At 67.7% G+C, this 22,334-nt stretch carries 21 protein-coding genes; 19 read left to right on the plus strand and 2 right to left on the minus strand.

What is annotated here, in order from left to right:
- The first annotated feature begins 119 nt into the window (after window positions 1-119).
- The 19 genes from JI745_RS00520 to JI745_RS00610 all read left to right on the plus strand — a co-directional run bounded on the left by JI745_RS00520 (window position 120) and on the right by JI745_RS00610 (window position 18,963).
- Window positions 120-1,400, plus strand: a complete 1,281-nt coding sequence (locus JI745_RS00520) for a glycosyltransferase WbuB (RefSeq protein WP_201812278.1) — start codon at window positions 120-122, stop codon at window positions 1,398-1,400.
- Between the two features lie 84 nt (window positions 1,401-1,484).
- A complete protein-coding gene (gspG, locus tag JI745_RS00525; protein ID WP_201802941.1) occupies window positions 1,485-1,901 on the plus strand; it encodes a type II secretion system major pseudopilin GspG in 417 nt (138 codons plus the stop codon).
- A gap of 57 nt (window positions 1,902-1,958) precedes the next feature.
- Window positions 1,959-3,110 (plus strand): type II secretion system F family protein, encoded by a 1,152-nt coding sequence (locus tag JI745_RS00530; protein WP_201802942.1) that lies wholly within the window; start codon window positions 1,959-1,961, stop codon window positions 3,108-3,110.
- Window positions 3,107-4,813, plus strand: a complete 1,707-nt coding sequence (locus JI745_RS00535) for a GspE/PulE family protein (protein WP_310738432.1) — start codon at window positions 3,107-3,109, stop codon at window positions 4,811-4,813. The genes JI745_RS00530 and JI745_RS00535 overlap by 4 nt, the downstream gene beginning before the upstream one ends.
- Window positions 4,794-5,510, plus strand: coding sequence for a hypothetical protein (locus JI745_RS00540; RefSeq protein ID WP_201802943.1), 717 nt, complete (start codon window positions 4,794-4,796; stop codon window positions 5,508-5,510). The genes JI745_RS00535 and JI745_RS00540 overlap by 20 nt, the downstream gene beginning before the upstream one ends.
- A complete protein-coding gene (locus JI745_RS00545; protein WP_201802944.1) occupies window positions 5,507-6,049 on the plus strand; it encodes a hypothetical protein in 543 nt (180 codons plus the stop codon). The genes JI745_RS00540 and JI745_RS00545 overlap by 4 nt, the downstream gene beginning before the upstream one ends.
- Window positions 6,046-6,597, plus strand: a complete 552-nt coding sequence (locus JI745_RS00550; RefSeq protein ID WP_201802945.1) for a hypothetical protein — start codon at window positions 6,046-6,048, stop codon at window positions 6,595-6,597. The genes JI745_RS00545 and JI745_RS00550 overlap by 4 nt, the downstream gene beginning before the upstream one ends.
- A gap of 2 nt (window positions 6,598-6,599) precedes the next feature.
- Window positions 6,600-7,151 (plus strand): hypothetical protein, encoded by a 552-nt coding sequence (locus JI745_RS00555; protein ID WP_201802946.1) that lies wholly within the window; start codon window positions 6,600-6,602, stop codon window positions 7,149-7,151.
- Entirely contained in the window at window positions 7,148-9,109 is a 1,962-nt protein-coding gene (locus JI745_RS00560) for a secretin N-terminal domain-containing protein (protein ID WP_201802948.1), read from the plus strand. The genes JI745_RS00555 and JI745_RS00560 overlap by 4 nt, the downstream gene beginning before the upstream one ends.
- 2 nt (window positions 9,110-9,111) lie before the next feature.
- Window positions 9,112-9,585 carry a type II secretion system protein gene (locus JI745_RS00565; protein WP_201802950.1) on the plus strand — a complete coding sequence of 158 codons (474 nt, stop codon included), beginning with the start codon at window positions 9,112-9,114 and terminating at the stop codon, window positions 9,583-9,585.
- 5 nt (window positions 9,586-9,590) lie between these two features.
- Entirely contained in the window at window positions 9,591-9,968 is a 378-nt protein-coding gene (locus JI745_RS00570) for a type IV pilin protein (protein ID WP_201802952.1), read from the plus strand.
- Between the two features lie 45 nt (window positions 9,969-10,013).
- Window positions 10,014-10,787 carry an XrtB/PEP-CTERM-associated transcriptional regulator EpsA gene (gene epsA, locus JI745_RS26685; RefSeq protein WP_201802954.1) on the plus strand — a complete coding sequence of 258 codons (774 nt, stop codon included), beginning with the start codon at window positions 10,014-10,016 and terminating at the stop codon, window positions 10,785-10,787.
- A gap of 235 nt (window positions 10,788-11,022) precedes the next feature.
- Window positions 11,023-11,316, plus strand: a complete 294-nt coding sequence (locus tag JI745_RS00580) for an Arc family DNA-binding protein (RefSeq protein ID WP_201802956.1) — start codon at window positions 11,023-11,025, stop codon at window positions 11,314-11,316.
- 36 nt (window positions 11,317-11,352) lie between these two features.
- Window positions 11,353-11,850: a hypothetical protein gene (locus JI745_RS00585; RefSeq protein WP_201802958.1), complete on the plus strand. Its 498-nt coding sequence runs from the start codon at window positions 11,353-11,355 to the stop codon at window positions 11,848-11,850.
- Entirely contained in the window at window positions 11,847-12,374 is a 528-nt protein-coding gene (locus tag JI745_RS00590; protein ID WP_201802960.1) for a type II secretion system protein, read from the plus strand. The genes JI745_RS00585 and JI745_RS00590 overlap by 4 nt, the downstream gene beginning before the upstream one ends.
- Before the next feature lie 114 nt (window positions 12,375-12,488).
- Window positions 12,489-14,093, plus strand: coding sequence for a ShlB/FhaC/HecB family hemolysin secretion/activation protein (locus tag JI745_RS00595; protein WP_201802961.1), 1,605 nt, complete (start codon window positions 12,489-12,491; stop codon window positions 14,091-14,093).
- Between the two features lie 8 nt (window positions 14,094-14,101).
- The gene (locus JI745_RS00600) at window positions 14,102-16,297 is read left to right on the plus strand and encodes a tetratricopeptide repeat protein (RefSeq protein WP_201802963.1); all 2,196 of its coding nucleotides are present in this window, start codon (window positions 14,102-14,104) and stop codon (window positions 16,295-16,297) included.
- A 266-nt stretch (window positions 16,298-16,563) separates the two neighbouring features.
- A complete protein-coding gene (locus tag JI745_RS00605) occupies window positions 16,564-17,394 on the plus strand; it encodes a VPLPA-CTERM sorting domain-containing protein (RefSeq protein ID WP_201802964.1) in 831 nt (276 codons plus the stop codon).
- Between the two features lie 132 nt (window positions 17,395-17,526).
- A complete protein-coding gene (locus tag JI745_RS00610; protein ID WP_201802966.1) occupies window positions 17,527-18,963 on the plus strand; it encodes a hypothetical protein in 1,437 nt (478 codons plus the stop codon).
- Window positions 18,964-19,018: 55 nt separating this feature from the next.
- On the opposite strand, the gene JI745_RS00615 is transcribed toward JI745_RS00610, so the two are convergent.
- Both JI745_RS00615 and JI745_RS00620 read right to left on the minus strand, forming a co-directional pair.
- Complete coding sequence (locus JI745_RS00615; RefSeq protein WP_201802968.1) at window positions 19,019-20,539, minus strand: CHAD domain-containing protein; 1,521 nt, start codon at window positions 20,537-20,539, stop codon at window positions 19,019-19,021.
- A 43-nt stretch (window positions 20,540-20,582) separates the two neighbouring features.
- The gene (locus JI745_RS00620) at window positions 20,583-22,331 is read right to left on the minus strand and encodes a tetratricopeptide repeat protein (RefSeq protein ID WP_201802970.1); all 1,749 of its coding nucleotides are present in this window, start codon (window positions 22,329-22,331) and stop codon (window positions 20,583-20,585) included.
- Window positions 22,332-22,334: the final 3 nt, after the last annotated feature.

The raw sequence follows: 22,334 nt of genomic DNA on the forward strand, positions 1-22,334 counted from the left end.
TCAGTGTTGTCAGCCGTGGTGACGGGGCCATGACGGCCCTGGGCGGACTAGTCCGCGCGACATGTACCAGTCATCGCGGGTCGACAACATCCGATCCCTGACACTGGGGAGTGAGCACCATGCGTATCGTGCTGCTGAGCATGAACTATGCGCCTGAGATGACGGGCATCGGCAAGTACTCGGGCGAGATGGCCGAGGACTTGGTGGCCCGCGGGCATGAGGTCCACGTGGTGTGCGCGCCGCCCTATTACCCGAGCTGGAAGGTGCAGCCCGGCTACCGCGCTGACCGCTATCAGACGCAGCAGATGCAGCCCGGCCTGACGGTGCATCGCTGCCCGGTGTGGATCCCCAAGCGGCTGAGCGGCCTCACGCGCCTTTTGCACCTCGCCTCCTTTGCGCTGACGTCGTTGCCGGTGCTGCTGCGCCTTGTTCTTTGGCAGCCGCATGTGGTGTTCGCCGTGGCGCCAGCGTTCGCATGCGCTCCCTTCGCCTGGCTCGCCGCGCGCCTGTCCGGTGCCCGCGCCTGGCTGCACATGCAGGACCTGGAAGTCGACGCCGCCTTCGAGCTTGGCATGCTCAAGCAGCCGCTGATGCGGCGCATCGCGCTCGCGGTCGAGCGGTCCATCCTGCGCCGATTCGACGTGGTGTCGACGATCTCCAGCCGCATGATGCGCAAGCTGGCCGTCAAGGGAGTGCCGATGCACGAGGCGGAGTTGCTTCCCAACTGGATCGATGTTTCGACCATCCACGCTGGGGCCCTTGGCGGCAACATGCGCCGGTCGCTCGACATTTCTCCGTCCCAGCTGGTGTGCCTCTTCTCCGGCACGATGAACCGCAAGCAGGGCCTGTCGGTCCTGCTCGAGACGGCCCGCCTGATGCAGCACGATGCACGTGTCGTGTTCGTGCTGTGCGGCAACGGCGAGCTGCGAGCAGAACTCGAGGCCCAGGCCGCCGGCATGCACAACGTGCGCTTCATGGACCTGCAGCCACTCTCTCATCTGAACGAGCTGCTCAACATGGCCGACGTGCACATGCTGCCGCAGCTGCGCGGCGCTGCCGATCTGGTGATGCCGTCCAAGCTGGCCGGCATGCTGGCCAGCGGCCGACCGGTGGTGGCTGCGGCGCAGGCCGACACCGAGATCGCCTCCATCGTGGCCGGCTGCGGCGTCGTCGTCGAGCCCGAATGTGCAGAGAGCTTTGCACGTGCCATTGTCGAGCTGGCAGGTGATGCACAGGAGCGCAGGCGTCTCGGAGACGCCGGCCGTGCGTATGCGGCGCAGATGCTCGACGCGCGCAAAGTGTTCGACCGCCTCGAATTCCGTCTCCATGGTTTCGGGGAGAAACGCGCCGCCATCGGTGCGGCGACTGTGTCACCTGCTGCAGAGACTTCAGCTACCTAGCTAGTCCGAGCGGGCCACTTCACTCCCACGTCACATTCGCAACCCACACTTCAAATCCGTTAAACACCGCACGGATTTCTGGTCATGACCACCGCTCGCCGCGCTCGCGGATTCACGCTTCTCGAATTGCTGGTCGTGATGGTCATCATCGGATTGTTGGCTGCCTACGTGGGTCCCAAGTACTTCTCTCAGATCGGCAAGTCCGAGGTGAAGACAGCACGTGCGCAGATCGTGTCTTTCGAGAAAGCGCTGCAGCAGTTTCGCGTGGATGTCGGACGCTATCCCACCACAGAGCAAGGCCTGCAGGCGCTGCTGACACGGCCGGCGAACCTGAGCCGCTGGGATGGCCCGTACCTCGAAAAAAGCGTGCCACTCGATCCTTGGGGCAACCCGTACACCTACGTGTCACCCGGTGAGCACGGCGAGGTGGACATCAGCTCCGCGGGACGCGACGGCCGGCCCGGCGGAGACGGGCCCGACGCCGACATCACCAACTGGTGATCGGTTGCGAACCCGTTGTCCCTCATCATGCAATACGCCGTCGAGGCAGTCCGCCACATGCAAGCTGCGTCCCTTGTCGTCGAGGCCGTGGATGCACGCGATGCGCGTCGCCAGATCGAGTCACTGGGCTACGCCGTGGTGGCCGTCAGGACTGCCGGCGCGCGCATGCGCCTCGGGCGTGCTGCAGCGCTTCCCTTGCTGCACTTCAACCAGAGCCTGCTGATCCTGTTGCAAGCCGGGCTTTCCGTCGTGGAGGCGATCGAGACCCTGGCCGAACGGGAGACGCGGCCCGAAGCACGCCGTGTGCTGCAAGCCCTGCTGATACAGCTGCGAGAAGGACGCTCCTTCTCGGTGGCGCTGGAAGCTCAGCCCGAAGCGTTCCCGCCGCTCTATGTGGCGAGCGTGCGTGCCAACGAGCGCACCGGTGCTCTCAAGGAAGCCATCGAACGCTTCATCCACTACCGTGCACAGGCTGACCTCGTGCGAAAGCGGGTCGTCGGTGCGGCCATCTACCCAGCGATGGTGCTGGCTGTTGGTGCCCTCGTCATCGCCTTCCTGCTTTTCTATGTTGTGCCGCGGTTCAGCCAGGTGTTCCAGGACCTGGGCGACCGCATCCCGGCGAGCTCTCGCCTCCTGCTCGAGTGGGGCCAGTTCGCACACGCGCACGCAACTGGGCTGCTCAGCACAGCAGCCGTCACGTTGGCGGCGGTCGCCTACGCACTCACGCGCCCTGCTGTGCGGCTGCGCATCGCGCGCGCCCTGCAGCGCCTGCCACACCTTGGAGAGATCATCCGCGTGTACCGTCTGGCCCGCTTCTACCGCGCACTCGGGATGTTGCAGCAGGCCGGCATGCCCATCGTGGCCTCGCTGGAGCTGGTGCGCGGTCTGCTGCCGGCGGACATGCAGCAGGCACTGTCGAACGCGCGCCGTGAGATCGAACAAGGCCGGTCCATCTCCTCGGCGTTCGAGTTGAACGGTCTCACCACTTCGGTCTCTGTGCGCCTGCTGCGCGCCGCCGAACAAACCGGACAGATGGGCGAGATGCTCGAGCGCACCGCCGGCTTCCACGAAGAAGACATCTCGCAGGCGATCGAGTGGTTCATCCGCCTGTTCGAGCCCATGCTGATGGTCGCGATCGGCATGATCATCGGCGTCGTCGTGCTGCTGATGTATGCGCCGATCTTCGAGCTGGCAGGGAGCCTGCAGTGAATCCGTACAGCGAGAAGCCCGTCCAGGCGGAGGTGGCCACGCTGCTCTTCACGCCCGCCTTGCTGCGGTTGGCGCGCGGGAAGGCCGCGGCCCAGCAGCGCAGCGTGGTTGCAGCACTCGAAGACGAACTGGCGCTCTCGCCCGAGGCGCTGCTGCCGGCGCTTGCGCAGGCGCTGGGCCTCGCAACCGCGGATCACACGGCGCTGCAGCACCTGGAGCCAGCGTTCGACCTGATCGGCTACGGCGACGCGGCCCGCCGCGAGTGCCTCGCCTTCCGCGACGGCGACGCGCTGGTCGTGGTGTGGGCCGATCCCTTCAACGACGCGCTGCATGCGTGGTGTGTCGACCGGATCGGTGCCCCCTTCGAGATGCGCCTCGCGCTGTCGGCCGACATCACCGCTTTCCTTGCACGGCACGAGGAGTCGCTGCGCGCGATTGACACCGCGCTGCCTGCCGCCGACACGACGGCGAGCGGCGAGTCAGACCTCGAAGAGCTCACGTTGCGCAGCATCGGCGAGGGCACGAGCGTGGTGGTGAAGCTCGTGCACTCCACGCTGTACGACGCGCTCAAGAGTGGCGTGAGCGACATCCACATCGAGTCGGGCCTGAACGGCCTGTTCGTCAAGTACCGACTCGACGGCACGCTTGCACAGGTGGGCCACATTGAAGGCCGCGAACTCGCCGAGCAGGTTCTGTCGCGCCTGAAGGTGATGTCCGAGCTTGACATCGCCGAGCGCCGCATCCCGCAAGATGGTCGTTTCCGCGTGCGCGCCCTGGGCCGCGAAATCGACTTCCGTGTGTCCATCATGCCAAGCATCCACGGAGAAGACGCGGTGGTGCGTGTGCTCGACAAGCGCTCGCTCGCCGACCAGGTGGCGGGCCTGCGCCTCGACGTGCTCGGCTTCGACGCGGCGACGCTGCACGCCTTCCGCCGACTGTCGCGCGATCCCTATGGCCTGCTGCTCGTGACCGGCCCCACCGGCAGTGGCAAGACCACGACCCTCTACGCGGCACTGTCTGAGATCAACCACGGGCACGACAAGATCATCACCATCGAAGACCCGGTGGAGTACCAGCTGCCCGGCATCCTGCAGATCCCTGTCAACGAGAAGAAGGGGCTGACTTTCGCGCGGGGGCTGCGCTCCATCCTGCGCCACGATCCCGACCGCATCATGGTCGGCGAGATCCGCGACCCCGAGACGGCGCAGATCGCCATCCAGTCGGCGCTCACCGGGCACCTCGTGCTGTCGACGGTGCACGCAAACAACGCCTTCGACGTGATCGGGCGCTTCACGCACATGGACGTCGACCCCTACAGCTTCGTCTCGGCGCTTTCGGGGGTGCTCGCGCAGCGCCTGCTGCGGGTGAACTGCCTGCACTGCAGCGAGCCGGTGAGGGTGGATCCGTCGTTGCTGCGCGAATCGACCGTCGACCCGGCGCTCGTGGAAGGCAGGGTGCTGCGCGTCGGCAAGGGCTGCGGCAAGTGTCGGGGCACGGGCTACAAGGGCCGCAAGGCGGTGGGCGAGTTGCTGCTGCTCGACGACGCGCTGCGCGAGCTCATCGTCGCGCGGGCGCCGGTGCGACAGATCAAGGAGGCGGCGCGCAGGGGCGGCACGCGCCTGTTGCGTGAGTCGGCTCTAGCCTTGTGGCTGGCCGGCGAGACCACGCTGGAGGAGGTGAACCGTGTCACGCTGGTGGCCTGAGCACATCACGGTGTGGCTGTCGCCGCACAAGGACCAGGACATCGTGACCTGCTTCGAGCGCGAGCTCGACGCGTTGGCCCCCCGCCGCCGTGCGCAAGTGAACTGCGTGCTCGGCGGCGCGCTCGTGCGCTACCGTGTAGTGCCGTGGAACGACGCACTGACCAGCCCGCACCAGCGGCGGGTGCTGGCGTGCAGCAGCTTTCACGAGGCCTATGGCGAGGCTTCGCGCGGCTGGCAGGTGCTTGACAGGGTGGCACGCCATGGTGCCGCCGGGTTGGCCTGCGCGATCGACGCGAGCTGGGCGCAACGTCTGAGCGAGGCTGCCGTTTCGCGGGGGGTGACGCTGGCAGGCCTGCAGCCCTCGCTGCCCTACGCCCACAACAGGCTGCGCCGCGCATTCATGGCGGACATGTTCTGGTTCGTCTGGGAAGAAGAAGACGTGACCACGCTGCTGTTGTGGCGACGGGGCGAGCCGTTGCACCTGAAGGTCTTGCCGTCTGCGCCTGTGCCGCTTGCCACGTGGCTCGACCGCGAGTGGTTCCTCGCCGCGATCGACGTCCCGCGCTGTCCGGTCTACCTGGCGCGCGTAGCGGGCCACCAGCGGCTGTCCACGCATGAAGGTGGGTGGAACATCGTCGAGTTGCCGGCGCTCGGACCAGCGTCGCCCGTGCCGATGGCTTCGGAGGAGGCCGCGTGAGTGCACCCCCGATCCACTTCGATTTCGTGCGCGCTGAACCGGCGCCGCGCTGGCGCTGGACGTTGCTGGCCGTGGCAGCGACCCTGCTGGTGCCGGTGTCGGATGCCTACCAGGATGCCGCGGTGCAGCGCGAGCAGGCGCAAGAGCGCTTCGACCAGGCCGAGCGGCAGGACAGGCTCCGCAAGCGCCCCCCCGGCAAGGCCGACAGCATGGCAGACGCGCAGGACGTGGCTGGCGCCCAACGCGCCAATGCCGTGATCGACCAGCTGACGGTGCCGTGGGACGAGCTCTTCCGGGCGCTCGAAGCTGCCGATGCGCGTGGCGTGGCCGTGCTCTCCCTGGCGCCGAATGCGCGTGACCACACGCTGCGCCTCGCCGGCGAGGCGCGGCAGATGGACGAACTGCTCGCCTACGTGGCTCGCCTGGCCGAACGCCCGCTGCTCGGGCAGGTTCACCTGCTGGGCTACAGCACCGTGGTCAAGGACGGCACGCCGCTGATTTCGTTCACGCTCGCGGCCAGCTGGAAGGTGGCGCCATGAAGCGCTTGCGCTGGGAGCTGGCCCGCGCGGCGAACGGGCTCGGCCTGCCGGGTGGAGCGGCGCTGGCGATGCTGGTGGGGGCCGGCGCGGTGTGGCTCACGCTCGTGTTGCCCGCACGTGACGACACCGAGCGCCTGCAGGAGGAGCGTGCGCGCCTCGAGCGCCGGCTGAACGGCGCGGCTGGCGACCAGGCGGTCGGGACACAGGGCGTGCGTGAGCAGCTGGCGGAGTTCCGTACGCGCTTCGGCGATGAAAAAAGCCTGGGCGGCTCGCTGGGCGCATTGCATGCGGTCGCGCGCAAGCACGGGCTTCAGCTCGACCAGGCCGAGTTCAAGCTGAGCGGCGATGCGCGCGACCCGCTGTGGCGCTATGCCATCGTGCTGCCCGTCAAGACCGACTACCGCGCGCTGCGCCGCTTCACCCAGGACGCCCTGCGCACGCTGCCCGGCCTTGCGCTGGAGGAGGTGAGCCTGCGCCGCGGCGACGCCCGAGCGGCACAGGTCGAGGCCCAGCTGCGTTTCGTTCTGTTCCTCCACCGGAGCCCATGACGATGGCCGCTGCACCAATGTCACCCGCGCGCAAGCGCATCGCGATGCTGGTCGTCGCGGTGGGCAGTGTGCTGCTGGTGCAGAAAGTGGTGGCCTTGTCAGGCGACGACACGCCGGAGCCGGAGCTGACCAGGCCGACGCGTGAGCGTGCGCCGGCCGATGCGCCTCGCGCGCCAGCGTCTGCATCCATGGCGCGTGTGCAGCTCGACCGGCTGTCCCAGCGCGCGGCGCCGCCGGCTTCGGCCGCCCGCGCGGCCGAGCACGGCGGCCTCTTCGAGATCGTGGGCTGGGCGCCGCCCGCGCCCAAGACGGCACCGTTGCCTCCGCCGCCCAAGCCGACGGCGCCGCAGTTTCCCTATCCCTACATGGGCGGCCTGTCCGAAGACGGCGTGCGCACTGCCTTCTTCATGAAGGGGGAGCGTGTGCTGCCCGTGAAGGCCGGTGATGTGGTCGATGCCGCCTACCGCATCGACGAAATGAACGACCAGCAGATGACCCTGACCTACCTGCCCCTCAACGAAACCATGACCGTGGCGCTGGAGGGTGGGCGATGAGGCGCTGGCTCGTTCCGGTGATGGTGCTGACGCTGCTGGCCGCCTGCGCGCCGGGGCGTGAGTTCGTTCGCAACGGCCAGCAGATGATCGAGCAGGGCAGGCTTGAAGAGGGCCTTGCACAGATGGAGAAGGGCCTGCTTGCCGAGCCCGAGAACCGCGAGTACCGCATGCTCGTCATCCGCCAGCGCGACGTCGAGGTCGGCAAGCTCCTGGCGCGCGCCGACCAGCAGCGCGCCGCCGACCGGCTGGACGATGCGGCCGCGCTCTACCGCCGGGTGCTCGGCATCGACGCACAGAACTCACGGGCGAAACAGGGCCTTGACGCGGTGGACACCGCGCGCCGCCACGCCCAGCGCCTCGACGAGGCTCAGGCGCTCATCGCACAAGGCAAGCACGACGACGCCGAGCAGCGCGTGCGCCGCGTGCTCGCCGAGAACCCGGCCCACGCGCGCGCCCAGAGCCTCAAGCAGCACCTTGACCAGTTGCCGGGCCGGCAGGGTGCCGATGCGTCTTCGCCACCGGTGCTGAAGTCGAACCTGAGGAAGCCGGTCTCGCTCGACTTCCGCGATGCCAACCTGAAGGCGGTGTTCGACGCGCTCGCCCGGACCACCGGCATCAACTTCGTGTTCGACCGCGAGGTGCGGCCCGACATCAAGGTGACGCTGTCGATCAGCAACATCGGCATCGACGACGTGATCAGCGTGCTCACGTTGACCAACCAGCTCGAGCGCAAGGTGCTCAACGAGAACACGGTGCTGATCTACCCCAACACCCCGGCCAAGCAGAAGGACTACCAGGACCTCGCGGTGAAGACGTTCTACCTCTCGAACGTCGAAGCGAAGACCATGTTCACCCTGCTCAAGACCGTGCTCAAGACGCGCGACATGTTCGCCGACGAGAAGCTCAACACCATCACCATCCGCGACAGCGCCGATGCGGTGCGCCTGGCCGAGAAAGTGATCGCCGCGCAAGACATCGCCGAGCCCGAGGTGCTGCTCGACGTGGAGGTGCTGGAAGTGAAGCGCTCGCAGCTGCATGAGCTGGGCCTGGAGCCGCCGGGCAAGTTCACGCTGCTCAACATCGTGCGCAACCCGGCGACCGTGGTCACGAGCGCCACCGGTTCCACGATCGTCAACGACAACACGCTCACCACCACCCAGCTCACGCTCGACAAGCTGCGCAATGTGCAGGGCTCGAGCATCGGCATCGACAGCCCCTCGCTCAACCTGCGCGCCGAGACCGGCGACACCAACATCCTCGCCAACCCGCGCATCCGCGTGAAGAACCGCGAGAAGGCCCGCATCATGATCGGCGACCGCGTGCCGGTGATCACCACCACCTCCACCGCCAACGTCGGCGTGTCTGAATCGGTGAGCTACCTGGACGTCGGCCTGAAGCTCGAAGTCGAGCCCAACGTCTTCCTCGACAACGAGGTGGGTGTGAAGGTCAACCTCGAAGTGAGCAACATCGTGCGCGAGGTCAAGAGCCGCTCGGGCTCGCTCACCTACCAGATCGGCACGCGGCTCGCGACCACCGCGCTGCGACTGAAGGACGGCGAGACTCAGGCGCTGGCCGGCCTCATCAGCGATGAAGACCGCAAGAGCGCCGCCGGTGTGCCGGGCATGGTTGACCTGCCGGTGCTCGGTCGTATCTTGTCCAGCGAGCGCAACGACCGCAGCAAGACCGAGATCGTGCTGCTCATCACGCCGCGCGTAGTGCGCAACCTGGCGCAAGTGCCGCTCGAGCGGCAGGAGCACGCGGGCGGTACGGAGACGCAGGTCGGCGCGGCACGCCTGCGCTTGCAAGGCACGGGCCGCATGGCGCTGGCGCCCGGGCGGGGTGGGGTGGTGCGCAACGCCGCGGCGCCGGCCCCCGAAGATGCGCCGCAGGAGGCCGCCGAGCCGCCGCCTCCGGTGGCGCCGCCGGCGGCGCCTCAGCGTGCCAACAACCGGGAATGACCATGCGCCGCCACGCCCTCGGTTTCACACTGGTCGAGCTGCTGATCTCGGTGGCCATCATCGCCTTGTTGGCCGGTGGTGCGATGAGCTTTGCCGACCTGGCTGTGAAGCGCAGCCAGGAGCAGGAGTTGCGCTCCGCCTTGCGCCAGATCCGTGAGGCGATCGATGCGTACAAGGTCGCCGCCGATGCGGGGCGCATCCGTCGCAGCGCCGACGACAACGGCTACCCGCCCACGCTCGCGGCCTTGACCGAGGGTGTGCCCGAGGTCGGCAGCGTTACCGGGCGCAAGCTGTATTTCCTGCGCCGCCTGCCGCGCGATCCGCTGGCCGAGCCCACGCTCCCGCCCGAGGCCACCTGGGGGGTGCGCAGTTACGAGAGCGACCCTGCCGACCCGCGGCCAGGGCGTGATGTGTTCGATGTGTATTCGCTGTCGCCGCGCACGAGCATCAGCGGGCGCCCCTATCGCGAATGGTGAGCACGATGCAGCGCCACGCCGGGTTCACGCTGATGGAGTTGATGGTGGTCATGGCCATCATTGCGAGCCTCATGACGCTCGCGTTGCCGCGCTACTTCCACAGCGTCGAGCGCAGCCGCGAGGCGGTGCTCAAGCACGACCTCGCGGCGATGCGCGATGCCATCGACAAGTTTGTCGCCGACCGTGGCCGCTATCCGGCCACCCTGGAGGAGCTGGCGGAAAAGAGATACCTGCGCAAGCTGCCGGTCGACCCGGTGACCGACAGCGCCACGACCTGGGTCGTGGTGCCGCCGCCGACCACCGACGGGCGCGAGGGGGTGTACGACGTGCGCAGCGGTGCAGCAGGGACGAGCCTCGACGGCGAGGCATATGACAGCTGGTAGTGGGCGCATGGGGGCCGCGTCTTGCGGCGTGGAGAGGAGACGCAAGTGAATCAGGTTCCGTTACTCGACGAGGTCGACCGCAGCCGCTTTGCCGACGCGGTGGAGGCGTCGTTCCGCGTTTCCAGCCGACAGCAGTTCTTCGTGTGGAGCCAGAGCTCGGTGCAGGCGCTCATTCCGCATGAGATCCTGATCTGCGGCATCGAGGATGGTTCCCGCCAGGGCATGGCGATGCATCGCTTCAGCGCGAGCCGCTATTTCAAGCAGGAGCAGTTCGACGTGGTCTCCGACCCGCTCAACGGGCTGATGCCGCGCCTGCTGGCGGTCGCTACCGTGAGACGGGCCAATGTCGTGTTCTGTCCGAGCGAGCCGGTGCAGGCAGCGGATGACCGGCTGCTGGCGCTCGTGATCGGCAACGAGATGAAGAACATGGCTGCGCAGCTTGTGATGGGCACGCGCGGCAAGTTCGAGGCGTTCTACGTGTTTTCGCGCGTTGCCGTGCCGCTCGATGCGCGCCTGCGCTACCTGATCGAACTGCTCGGTCCCCATGTGCACAACGCCTTCCTGCGCGTGCTGTCGACCGAGCGCGAGATCGCCGCCGTCACCACGCAGCGTGCCGGGCGCATCGTCACGCCACGGCAGGAAGAGATCCTCAACCTCATCAAGAGCGGCAAGACCAATTCCGAGATCGCCGAGGTGCTCGAGTGCAGCCCGTGGACGATCAAGAACCACATCCAGGCGATCCTGCGCAAGCTCGACTCGACCACGCGCACGCATGCGATCGCCCGCGCGATGAGCCTCGGCATCCTCAATCCGGACTGATGCCGCACTGAGCAGCCTGCCCCGCACCTGACGGCCCGGCCGTCACCCAACGCCCGCCCGGCCCAGGCCGCGGCGGGCGTTTCGTTTGCTGCGTCGCATTCACCGACCGCCCTGCCCGGGGCACCGCCCTGGACTAGCCCGATCGGTCTGGTCGCGAAGTGGTGCCTTCGTGGTGCCGTCACGGCACCAGCCTATCGTCACGACATCACCACCGCGGTAGGAAGAGGGTGCCGCGGTGGTGCCGATCAGCCAACAAGACGAGGAGGTCAACGCCGTGGATGTGGACTTGTTCATCAAGAAGATGCCGCACGTGGTCAAGGAACTCATCACCCGTGAGGCTTTCGACAACCGACGTTCGGTGAACCAGGAGGCGATCGCCTTGCTGGAAGAGGCGCTGCTGCAGCGCGTGGGCGCCGCCGGCTTCCGCCGCAAGCGCATGGAGGCGCTGCTTGAGGACTACGTCGATTCCGGCACCACGCCGCTGCCCGCCACCACTGGCGTCGCAGCGAAACACGAGCCTGCGGCCTGACGGCGGGGTTCTGCAACCGAGAAGTCAAGGAAAGTCATGAGCTACAAACGTGTTCAGAAGGCGGCTGCGGCCGTGCTCACCGTGCTCGCGCTGGCAGCACCGGCGAGCAGCCAGGCGGCCATCGTGCTGGGGTCCGGCATGACGCCGGCTGGCGTGCCCAACGTGAGCGATGAGCTCGCGAGCGCCACGGTGGCGCTGTCGATCGAAGCCGCCCGCGTCGATCTTGAAGGCGCGCGCTCTGTCTTCGCGCTGGCCGATGGGCCGCACCGGCGGGTGTACGAGGTGTTGCGTGGCGCGTCCGACGTGGCGCTGTGGAACCTCGTGGCCACCGTGCAGGCGCAGCAGAAGGCGAAGACCTTCGACCTCGTGAACACCAGTGCGAAGACGGTGTGGGAGATCGAGAAGAACCAGGTGTCGCCGGTGCCCTTGCCGGGGGTGGTGTGGCTCTTCGTGATGGCGGTCATCGGCCTGGTGGGCACGCGCATGCGCGGTGCGCCTGGCGCCCGGGCCGACACGGTGCCGATGCCGGCGTGAGACGCACGAGAAGACGCGCCGGAGGCAACGCTGGCTTCACCTACCTCGGCGTCCTCTTCCTCGTGAGCCTGCTCGCGCTGACGGCGGGCATGGCCAGTGCCGTGTGGGCGACAGCGCAGCAGCGCGAGCACGAGCGGCAGCTGGCCTTCGCCGGCCGCCAGTATCAGCTCGCCATCGAGCGCTACCGTCAGCAGGCCCATGGCGCCGAGGCACCGTATCCGCGCGAGGTGGCCCACCTCCTGCGCGACCCGCGTGTGCCAGGTGTGCGCCGCTTCCTGCGGCAGCCGTATGTCGATCCGATGACAGACAAACCCGAGTGGGGCCTGGTCCGTCTGGCCGATGGCGGCATTGTCGGCGTGCACAGCCTGTCGTCACGCACCGCGATCGGCGGGCCGCCCGATTCGCCCGGGATCACTGGCGGCAGGACCTACCGCGAGTGGCGCTTCATCGCCCCGAGCGCAGTGCCGCTGCTGGGGCCGGCGCCTGCTGCCAGCGGCGTGACGCCACGAGGCGAGCACAGCTGAGTTCGTCCTCGTCGATTTGTCATCTTGCGCCGGAAGAATGCGCGTCGCCCGGCAGTGCGCACGGGCCGGGGAGGGCTTGCCCCGTGTGTCCGGCTTTCATCAGAAGAACAGTTCATGCCTTCAGTGCTCGCGCTGCTCGCCCGAGGTGGGTTGCAGCTGGCCATCGCGTCCGCGATCGGTTCACCTGTGTTCGCGCAGACCACCCCGCAGGCCGAAGTGGAGGTGGCGCGTTTCGACATCCTTGAATACCGTGTGCTCGGCAACACCGTGCTGCCGCGCGAGAAGATCGAGCGCGCGGTGGCGCCATTCCTGGGCGAGAAGCGCACCGTCAACGACGTGGAAGCCGCGCGCGCCGCACTGGAGCAGACCTACCAGCAGGCCGGCTTCGGCTCGGTGCTCGTCGACACGCCCGAGCAGCGCGTGGCTGGGGGCGTGGTGACGCTGCAGGTGATCGAGGCGCGTGTGTCGCGACTGCGGGTGGTGGGCGCAAAGTACTACTCGCAAGGCCGCATCCTCGAGCAGGTGCCGTCGGTGGCAGAAGGCCAGGTGGTCAACTACAACCGGCTGACCGAAGAACTCGGCAGCCTCAACCGTGTGGCCGGCCGCCGCGTGTCGCCGCTGCTGCGGCCCGGCAAGGTGCCCGGCACCAGCGAGGTCGACCTGCAAGTCGAGGACCAGTCGGCCTTCCACGGCGGTGTTGAACTCAACAACAAGCACGCACCCAACACCACGCCGATGCGGCTCGTCGGCACACTGCGCTACGACAACCTCTGGCAGCGCGAGCACAGCGCGAGCCTGATGGTGCAGACGTCGCCGCAAGACACCGACGAAGTACGCATCGTTTCGGGGTCCTACAAGGTGCCTGAGGGGGAAGGGGCGTGGCTCATGTCGTTGACCGTGTCGCGCAGCAGCACCCGCGTCGCGCTCACGGGTTCGCAGGCCACCGGATCGGGCGAGACCTGGGGCCTGCGTCGCATGTACTTCGGCGGGACCGACAAGCGCCAGACCGCCTTCACGCTCGGCGCTGACTACAAGGACATGAACGGCAAGACCGACGACACCGTCGATTGCTCTGACATCCAGAACTGCACCCCGGTGCGCTACCTCCCGCTGAGCACCGGCTACTCGGTCACAGAGGTGGGCAAGCGCGCTGTCACGCAAGGCGGTGTCACCCTGGTGCTTGGCTTGCGCGGGCTCATCGACAACAACTCGCAGTTTGCCAACAAGCGCTACCAAGCCCAGAGCAATTTCGCGTCCCTGAAGTTCGACTTCAGCCGCACGCAGAAACTGCGGCGCGGCTTCGAGTTGTCGGCTCGCATGGAGGGCCAGGTGGCAAACCAGCCCTTGATCAGCGACGAGCAGTTCACCGCGGGCGGTGTGGACAGCGTGCGCGGCTACCTCCAGGGCGGTTCGGTCGGTGACCAGGGCTTGCGTCTTTCATTCGAGCTGCGCTCGCCCGACCTGTCGCCACTGCAGAAGGACCCTTGGCTGCGGGACCTGCGCGTGCACGGCTTCCTCGACGGTGCGGGTGTTTGGACAAAAGCGGTGTTGCCTGAGCAGGACCGTCGCGAGGGGCTCATCGGCATGGGTGCAGGCCTACGGCTGCGCATCGGCCAGCATGGCAGCCTGTCGCTGGATGTGGCGCGCGCCATGCGTGCCGCCGGCAGCACCGAGCAGGGTGAGGTGCGTGGCCACGTGAGCGGCAGCCTCGAGTTCTGAGCGGCGCCATGAACATCGTCGCGGCAATTCCCGTCCTGGCGCAGGCTCAGCAACTGCTCGCCACCGGGCGCCATGCGGAAGGCGAGGCCCTGCTGCGGCCCTTGCTGCGTGTGAGTGCGCTGCGTGGCGAGGTGAACCATCTGCTCAGCATCGCTGCGCAGATGACGAAGCGGCTGGACGAGGGCCTCGCTCACGCGCGCCAGGCCGTCGCGGCAGCGCCCGAGGAAGCGCGCTTCCACTTCGTGCTCGGCCGCGCGTACAAGGCGTTAGCGCAGGTCGACGAGGCTGAGGCAGCTTACCGCGAGGCGTTGCGCCTTCAGCCCCGGTATGTGGATGCGCTCGTGAGCCTGGGTATCGTGCGCAAGCTGCGCGGCGATCTTGGCGGCGCTGTCGCGCTTTACGACCGGGCGCTCGAGCTCGATGCAAGCTGCGCGGCCGCCCACGCCAACAAGGCCGCCGCGCTGGCGCTGCAGACAGCGCTGAGCGCCGAAAACGGGGCGGATGATCCGCCCGGCGACGAGATCATCGAGGCGCAGGCGCGTGCGGTGCAGCTGGACCCCCACAACCCGGTTCTGTTGCGCAACCAGGGCGCGCTGTTGCTGCGGGCGCGCCGGCGTGTGGAGGCGGCGCAGGCGCTGAACCAGTCGCTCACGCACGATCCGTCGAACGTCGAGGCCTGCCTCAACCTCGCCTTCTGCTTGCGCGCACTCGGTGACGCCAAGCTGGCGATCCAGGCCTTCGAGAAGTGGCTGCAGCACAACCGGCCCGACGCGGCGGTGATGCGCGCGCTCGCCGGCCTGCTCACACGGGAAGGGCGTGTGGACGAAGCGCTTTCGTGGGCAGGCCAGGCTGCGACGCTTGACCCCGACCCCTATGCATTGGTCCAGCTTGGCAGCACGCTGCTGCAATGCCGGCGCGTGGAAGAGGCGCTGGTGCACTGCCAGCGGGCGGTCGCTCTTTCCGGCGGACGGGCCGAGCTGTACCCCACGCTGCTGCTCGGCACGACCTACTGGCATGAAGACCCGCAACCGGTCTTCGAGGCACATACCGCCTTCGGCCGCACGCTCAAGCGTGCGGAGCCCCGGCCCGCGTGGGCGCCGCTGGCACCTGGCGAGCGCTTGCGCGTGGGGTATGTGTCGGGTGACTTCGTGCGGCACTCGGTGTCGTATTTCATCGGCCCCTTGCTGGAGCACCACGACCGCTCGCGATTCGACGTCACCTGCTACCACAACCTGGCCTGGGGCGATGCGGTCACCGAGCGCTTCAAGTCCTACGGCCACCGCTGGGTGGAGTGCGAAGGGCTCACCGACGATCAATTGCGCCGCCGCGTCGTCGCCGACGGCATCCACATCCTGGTCGATCTGGCAGGGCATACGACCAACTCCCGCGTCTTCATGTTCGCGCTGGGAGCAGCGCCGGTGCAGGTGAGCTACCTGGGCTATCCCACCATCAGCGGCGTGCCGGCAATCGACTTCCGCATCACCGACGCGGTGATCGACCCGGGCGACATGCCACCGCTTGAATCCGAAAAGCCGCTGTGCCTGCCCCGCACGATGTTCTGCTACCGGCCCGACGAGGCGCCCGAGATCGCACCACCGCCGTATCTCCGTCGGGGCCATGTGACCTTCGGCTCCTTCAACAACATCGCCAAGGTCACCGACCACACGCTCGAACTTTGGGCGGCGGTGATGAACGCAGTGCCGGGCTCGCGCCTGCTGCTGAAGTCGTCGTCGATGGCGCAGGCCGGCAACCGGCGCAACATTGAATCCTTCATGGCTCAGCGTCGCATCTCGGCCGACCGGCTCGACCTGCGCGCCTGGATCGCCGGCAAGGCCAGCCACCTCGAGCTCTATAACGAGGTCGACGTGGCGCTCGACCCCTATCCCTACAACGGCGCCACCACCACTTGCGAAGCCTTGTGGATGGGGGTGCCGGTGGTGTCGCGGCGCGGTCGCACGCACACCTCGCGCATGGGGGCCTCCATCCTCGGCGCCATCGGCCGAGGCGAATGGGTGGCAGACAGCGACCAGGCCTATGTCGCCACCGCTGTGCGTCTTGCGAACGACGCAGAGTCCCTCGCGCAGTGGCGTGACGGTGCACGTCGGCACCTCGCATCGGGCCCGCTCTTCCACGAGAAGGGCTTCACCCGTGACATCGAGGCCGCGCTGATGAAGGCCTGGTCGCTTGCGGGCCAGGCCGGGTAGTCCGAACGAGCCAGGCGGCGCCGAGACATCCGGCGATGTCTGCGCAGGACTAGGCTGAAGTAGCCACTCTCTCGGGTGCATGACACACGTCGACGACACAGCGCACTCCTAGAGTGCCCGCTGTCGGAAGGTTCCCGCCTCAGGGAGGCACGCCGATGCGGCCAATGTCGTGGTTGTCGAGCGTTCCGCTGTCCCTCAGGGCGGGCTCGCGGTGCGGCGCGGGCTCAGTTGCGTTATCCACTTTCAAACCCAGGAGAGATCCTTTTATGAAACTCAAGCTCAAGATGATCGCCGCCGCCGTGGCGATGGTGTCGGCCGCCGGCGCCAACGCGGCGCTCGTCGATGCCAGCACCGGCAACGGCAGCGTCGCGCTGCTCGCCGTCAACGTGTCGACCGGCGACTACTACATCCGCGACCTAGGCTTCCTGCTGAACGACTTCCTGCCCAGCAGCATCACGACCCGCCCGGGCGACGGCGCCGTCACCGGCACCCGCACGCCTGAAGCCGGTCTGCTGCTGAACAGCAGCAACACCGCCAATTTCTCCGACGCCTCTTTCTCCAGCTGGGTGGGCGGACAGAACGCCGCCGACATCCGTTGGCTGGTGACAGGTTCGGACTCTACGGCCAACTCCGGCGCTCAGAGCGTGCGCCGCGCCCTGGTGTCGTCCATCAACCCGGCTGAGACCGCCACCAACGGCAACATCGACGGCTACACCGCTTCCGGCGCTGCAGGCGGCCTGTCGGCCTTCTTCGGCTCGGCCACCCTGTCGATGACGGGCACGGGTGCTCCGAGCAACTTCACGTCGAACTTCGGCCTGGGTGCCGACGGTCTGGCCAGCCTGGACCAAGCTGCCAGCCTGTTCTACTTCGCCCGCACGACCTACACCGGTAGCACCACGGTTCAGGCCGAACGCACCCAGTACGGCAACTCGGCGGGCTTCGCTTCCATCACGCTCGAATCCGACGGCGATGTGGTTTACGCGCTTGCGCCGGCCGTCTCCGCCGTGCCGGTGCCGGCCGCCGTGTGGCTGCTCGGCAGCGGCCTGTTCGGCCTGGGCGCCATGGCGCGCCGTCGCAAGGCTGCAGCATTGGCCTGATGAGACTCGGGGCCTGATTCGTCCAAGGCCTCGCAATTTCCTTTTGCTTCTCTCACCTGCCATGACAGTGTCATGGCAGACGGGAGCAGCTCGTCCAGATTCCGGTCGTCCACGCATTTACCAGGAAACACCATGAAGCTCACCAAGATCTCCCTCGGCGTCGCTGCCGCCTGCGCCCTTCTGTCGGCCCCGGCGCACGCCCTGCTGGCCACCGCCTACACGAACACCGGCGAATTCACCGGCGACACGATGAACATCCGTGTCTCGGGCGCCACCGCCCAGGACCCGGGCCTGCTCGCTTCGGCCCTGCGCTACTGCACGGCCGGCTCGATGACTCGCTACTCGATCAGCAACAACTTCGTCTACTTCTGCACTGCCAACACATCGCGCATCACCCCACGTGCCGGCGCCACGAAGGTCGCCTTCTACAAGTATTCGGTTGGCGGCTCCGGCGCTGGCGTGGGCCCCGTCAACGCGGCCACCCCGCTGCCCTTCCTCGACCTGACCCGCCTCGCCACGTCTTGCGCCGGCACCTCGTCGACCGCCGACGTCGACGGCACCGGTCCGCTGCCGACTTTCCAGGACATCGCTTGCGCCGGCGCTTCCAGCGCCCTGACCACCAACGCCGTGAGCTATATCGGCGTGTCGGACGTGGAGCCTCAATTCTTCGGCGGCCCTTCGACCTACAACAACCTTCGCGCCGAAGGTCTGGCGACGGTGATCTTTGGTGTGCCCGTCACGCGCAACATCTATGAAGCCTTGCAAGGCGTGCAAGGCCTGACCGTCGGCGCGATCGACGAAGCCAACATGCCTTCGCTGACGCAAGGTCAAGTCACCTCGCTGTACACGCAGGAAGGCCAGACCTGGTCCGGTCTCACCGGCGCCACCGTGGGTGACGACATGGTCTACGTGGCCCGCCGTGCTGACAGCTCGGGAACGCAGAAGTCGTTCGAAGCCGTTGTCGCCCGCACGACGAACGGAACCGGCGGCGCTCGCCAGTGCCAGTCCGACGTGGAACCCTTCGTTTCCGGCCCCGCCGCGCTCGACAACACCGCCGCCAACAGCCTGTGCAACGGCAGCAACCTCGTGGTGAACGGCTCGGGCAGCGGCCAGGTGCTTGCCTGTCTGAACGCCCACCAGGCCGGTGGCCGTGGTGCCATTGGCACCATCTCGACCGAGTTCAAGCAGACCGCCGGTGGTTCGCTGCGCTTCGTCAAGATCAACGGCGCCGCTCCGACTCACGCCAACGTGGCCAGCGGCCGCTACACGCAATACACCGACGCGTCGCTGAACACTCGCATCGGCACCACGCTGCCGACGGCTTCAGCCGCTGGCTACAGCGCGTTCCTGACGGTGCTGAAGAACGACTTCGCCGACCCGGCCGTGATCTCGGTCATCAACGCCGGCAACCAGACGTTCGGTCCGTCGGGACTGATGGCCCTCGATGCGCTCGAAGCCTCCATCCCCGCGCCCGACTTCACCGGCACTTCGGGCCGCAACCCCTGGTCACGTCTCGTGGGCGGCACGGACCTGAACAACTGCCAGCCGGGCAAGCTCGCAGCCTTCTGATCCGCTTGCCTCAGACCGCCTCTCGCGGGGCGGTTCCTTCCTCGTGAAGCCCGAGTCAGCGCTCTCGCAAGAGCGCTGACTCTTTTGTTTTGAGCGGCGGGGGCCTGTCGCGCCAGAAGCGCTGGAGCTTGCGCATTCGTCGCAGCGCCTTGTGAGCCACGCGTGCGGTCGTCTCCAGGTGGCCGCGCAGATAGCCGGCAGCGAATTGCGCAGACGGGTCGGTCTTGGCATCACGTTGAAAGTGTTCGGCCGCGACGGTGCAATCGGCGTGGTGGCCGAGCGCTTCCTGCATCGGCTTGAGCGTGTCGACATAGGCATCCACCTCGTCTGCAGCCCACAGCAGTTGCGCAAACTCACTGAGGTAGCGCAGGCGCTTGAGCCGTTTGCGCACCGCATGCTGCTCGGTGGTCGACAGCGTCTCGAACACGCGCCCGGCGCGTTCGACACGGCGGTGCAGGCGCTGCAGTCGCTTGGCGAAGAGTTCAAGCACGGCCTCGTGCGACAGCGGGCTGAGCGACTCGTCGCTGTCGTGCAGGAGCGAGAGCAGGTGCAGCAGCGTCTGCTGGAGGGCGGGCGCGCGTGCGGCGGCCGTGGTGTCGACGGCGGTAGGTGCGTCCCACACCGTCTTGGGCGCACCGGCCGCCTCGAGCAAAGGCCGCACGGCGGCCGACACGGCTTCATGGTCGCGCTGCTCTCCCAACGTGCGGAAGGTCTTCGCCAGTGCAGATTCCCAGACTGGGTCGATTCGAGGCCCCGTCTTGGCGAACTCTCGCAGGGCGGTGCGCAAACGGCGCAGGCCCACACGGGCCTGATGAATGTGCTCGTCGTCTGCCTGGCCTTCGGCGGCGATGCTGAGATTGGGCAGCACCTGCGCCAGCGTGTTGGCGAGCACCATGCGCAGCACCTGGGCGCCGGTGGCATTGGGCATCGAGGCAACGGCCCGCGCCTTGGTCGCCGGGGTCGGGCTGCCTTGACGCAGGCGCTCGCCCTGCTCGGCCTTGGAGATGGTGCTCAACCACAGGCCGCCCACCGACAGCGCCTCTTCGGCGCGCTTGAACAGCGACGCCACCGGGCCGTCAAGGTGTTCGAGTTCGAGTTCTGCCACTGGCGCTCGCCGGTCGCCCGCGTGGACATGGCCGAGGTCGAGCGCGGCCTCGACACGCGAGCCTGCCGGGTCCTCGATCACGACGATCGAGCGCCACACGTCGGTGGCGAAACGCTCCTCCAGTGCAGCCTGGCCGGTGCCGCCCATGGCCTTCAGCAGCTGCTCGTGCGCAGGCGTGCCCGTGTGGTGAGCGATGTCGAGGGCGGGCGTCTCGTCGGGCGCGGCCGGCACGGCCACTTCATGCTCGAGGCGGTGCACCGCACTGTCGCCGCGGGCCTTGAGCGTCTGCACCCAGTGGTCGCCCTCCAGGCGCAGCCGCAGCGCGATCCCCGCCCGGCCGAGGCTGCCGTCATCGGTGTCGAAATAGCGTGCACGCAGCCGCAGGCGGCGTGCCCCTTGCGCGTCGAACATCCGCTGCCATTGCTGCGCGGCGCGTTCGTCGAGCCGGAACTTGAGTTCAAGTTCGTTCATGCGGAAAGCCCTGTGCTGCACCACTCGGCGCCAGGGCGCAAGGCTACCGCAGCAGGGCAGGGGGCAGGCCGGCGCGGGCGCGGTCGACCATCGCGTGATACAGGCCTTCGAGGTTCCGCGTATAGCGGCGTGTGTCGTAGAGCAGGGAGTGCGACAGCTGCGCCGCGAGCTTCTCTCGCAGGGCGATCAGTTGCTTCGACTGCGTGGCCAGTGTGACCGCCAGTGCCTCATACGCGACGGGCGTGTGCGTCACCAGCTCGGGCAACCCCACGGTCTGCAGCAGGCTCGCACCCACCCGGCTCGGGAAGGTCTCGCCCGCGCAGGTGAGCACCGGCAGGCCGGCCCACAGGGCATCGCTGCCGGTCGTGTGGGCGTTGTAGGGCCAGGTGTCGAGGAAGAGATCGGCCAGGCGGAGGCGGGCCAAATGCTGGTCATGCGGCAGGTTGCCGGCAAAGTGCAGTCGCCCCGCGGCCACGCCCCGCGCCTGGGCCTCGCGCCGAAGGTTGTCTTGCGTCGCAGGCGTGTCGCTGTAGAGCATGAGCACGCTGCGCGGCACCTGGCGCAGCACGCGCATCCACACGTCGAACACCGCCGGCACGATCTTGTAGACGTTGTTGAGGCAGCAGAAGACGAAGGCATCCTCGGGCAGGCCGATGTCGCTGCGGCGCGCGGGTGTGGCCGCGATCTGCCGGGTGCTGTCATTCGGCTGGTAGCAGTCGGGCAGGTAGGCGATCTTCTCGACGTAGTGCATCCGCTGGGCCTCCGGGATCACCGTGTGGTCGGCGATCAGGTAGTCGATGTAGGGCGCGCCGATGGTGCCGGGAAAGCCGAGGTAGTTGACCTGGAGAGGTGCCGGCCGCAGTGCGAAGAGATGCGAGCGCGCCTGGCCGAAGTGGCCGTTGAGGTTGACGAGGACGTCAACGCCGCGCTCGCGCACGGCCTGCGCGGCGGCGAGGTGCGGCAGGCCGCGGATGGGCACCAGTTCATCGACGCAGGCTTCGATGCGGCGGCGCAACGGGCTGCCGTCGTCCCAGCCGTTGTCGAAGGCGACGATGTCGAAACGCGAGCGGTCATGGAGCTCGAGCACCTGGGTCAGCAAGATCGACGTGGCCTGCTGGCGGAACTCGCCCGACACGTAGCCGATCCGGATCTTCGGCCCATAGCCGATCACCGGCGGACGCTGCAACTCGCGTCGTGGCGGGTGATACGTGGCGGAGTACTGTGCGGCCGCACGGCGCAGCAGGGAAGGCGAGCGGCAGTAGCCCTGCAGGCCGAATGGCTCGGCGGCGTTGTGACCGCTCTCGATGGCTTGCTCCACGCGGGCCTGGAGCGTTTCGGCGCGTGTCCAGTCGGCGATGAGCATCTTGCAATGCAGCAGCCGGCCTGCGGCCAGCGGGTACGCAGGTGCCAGCTGCAGCAGACGCTCGAAGACGAGCGCGGCATCTTCGTAGCGACGCTGCTCCTGCAGGGCGATACCGAATTTCTCGATCACGTCCACGCGCCCCGGGTCGATCTGCAGTGCACGCTGGAAGCTGGCCTCTGCGGCAGCCGCGCCGAAGAGGTGGTACTGCGTCATGCCCAGTGCGGCCCAGGCGTCGGCGGAGTCAGGGTGGTGTTGCGTGGCCTGTTGGAAGCGGCTCATCGCTTGCTGCACATGGCCCTGTTCGTCGAGCGCAACGCCTTCTTGCAGCATCGCCAGCAGGCGCAGCGACGGGGGTGATGGCGGGGTCCGGCGCGGCCACTGCGGGGCTTGCGGGGCCTGCCGGTAGTCGGGGGCATGGGGGGCGTTCATCGG

This window comes from Piscinibacter sp. HJYY11 (genome assembly GCF_016735515.1).
Classification (GTDB): Bacteria; Pseudomonadota; Gammaproteobacteria; order Burkholderiales; family Burkholderiaceae_C; genus Rhizobacter.

Bases quoted from the DNA above. Each gene is read 5' to 3' on its own strand.
- JI745_RS00610 (WP_201802966.1), top strand. From the start codon at position 17,527: ATGAAGCTCACCAAGATCTCCCTCGGCGTCGCTGCCGCCTGCGCCCTT.
- JI745_RS00555 (WP_201802946.1), top strand. From the start codon at position 6,600: ATGGCCGCTGCACCAATGTCACCCGCGCGCAAGCGCATCGCGATGCTG.
- JI745_RS00550 (WP_201802945.1), top strand. From the start codon at position 6,046: ATGAAGCGCTTGCGCTGGGAGCTGGCCCGCGCGGCGAACGGGCTCGGC.
- JI745_RS00600 (WP_201802963.1), top strand. From the start codon at position 14,102: ATGAACATCGTCGCGGCAATTCCCGTCCTGGCGCAGGCTCAGCAACTG.
- JI745_RS00565 (WP_201802950.1), top strand. From the start codon at position 9,112: ATGCGCCGCCACGCCCTCGGTTTCACACTGGTCGAGCTGCTGATCTCG.
- JI745_RS00530 (WP_201802942.1), top strand. From the start codon at position 1,959: ATGCAAGCTGCGTCCCTTGTCGTCGAGGCCGTGGATGCACGCGATGCG.
- JI745_RS00560 (WP_201802948.1), top strand. From the start codon at position 7,148: ATGAGGCGCTGGCTCGTTCCGGTGATGGTGCTGACGCTGCTGGCCGCC.
- JI745_RS00605 (WP_201802964.1), top strand. From the start codon at position 16,564: ATGAAACTCAAGCTCAAGATGATCGCCGCCGCCGTGGCGATGGTGTCG.
- JI745_RS00520 (WP_201812278.1), top strand. From the start codon at position 120: ATGCGTATCGTGCTGCTGAGCATGAACTATGCGCCTGAGATGACGGGC.
- JI745_RS00615 (WP_201802968.1), bottom strand. From the start codon at position 20,539: ATGAACGAACTTGAACTCAAGTTCCGGCTCGACGAACGCGCCGCGCAG.
- JI745_RS00570 (WP_201802952.1), top strand. From the start codon at position 9,591: ATGCAGCGCCACGCCGGGTTCACGCTGATGGAGTTGATGGTGGTCATG.
- JI745_RS00595 (WP_201802961.1), top strand. From the start codon at position 12,489: ATGCCTTCAGTGCTCGCGCTGCTCGCCCGAGGTGGGTTGCAGCTGGCC.
- JI745_RS00585 (WP_201802958.1), top strand. From the start codon at position 11,353: ATGAGCTACAAACGTGTTCAGAAGGCGGCTGCGGCCGTGCTCACCGTG.
- JI745_RS00620 (WP_201802970.1), bottom strand. From the start codon at position 22,331: ATGAACGCCCCCCATGCCCCCGACTACCGGCAGGCCCCGCAAGCCCCG.
- gspG (WP_201802941.1), top strand. From the start codon at position 1,485: ATGACCACCGCTCGCCGCGCTCGCGGATTCACGCTTCTCGAATTGCTG.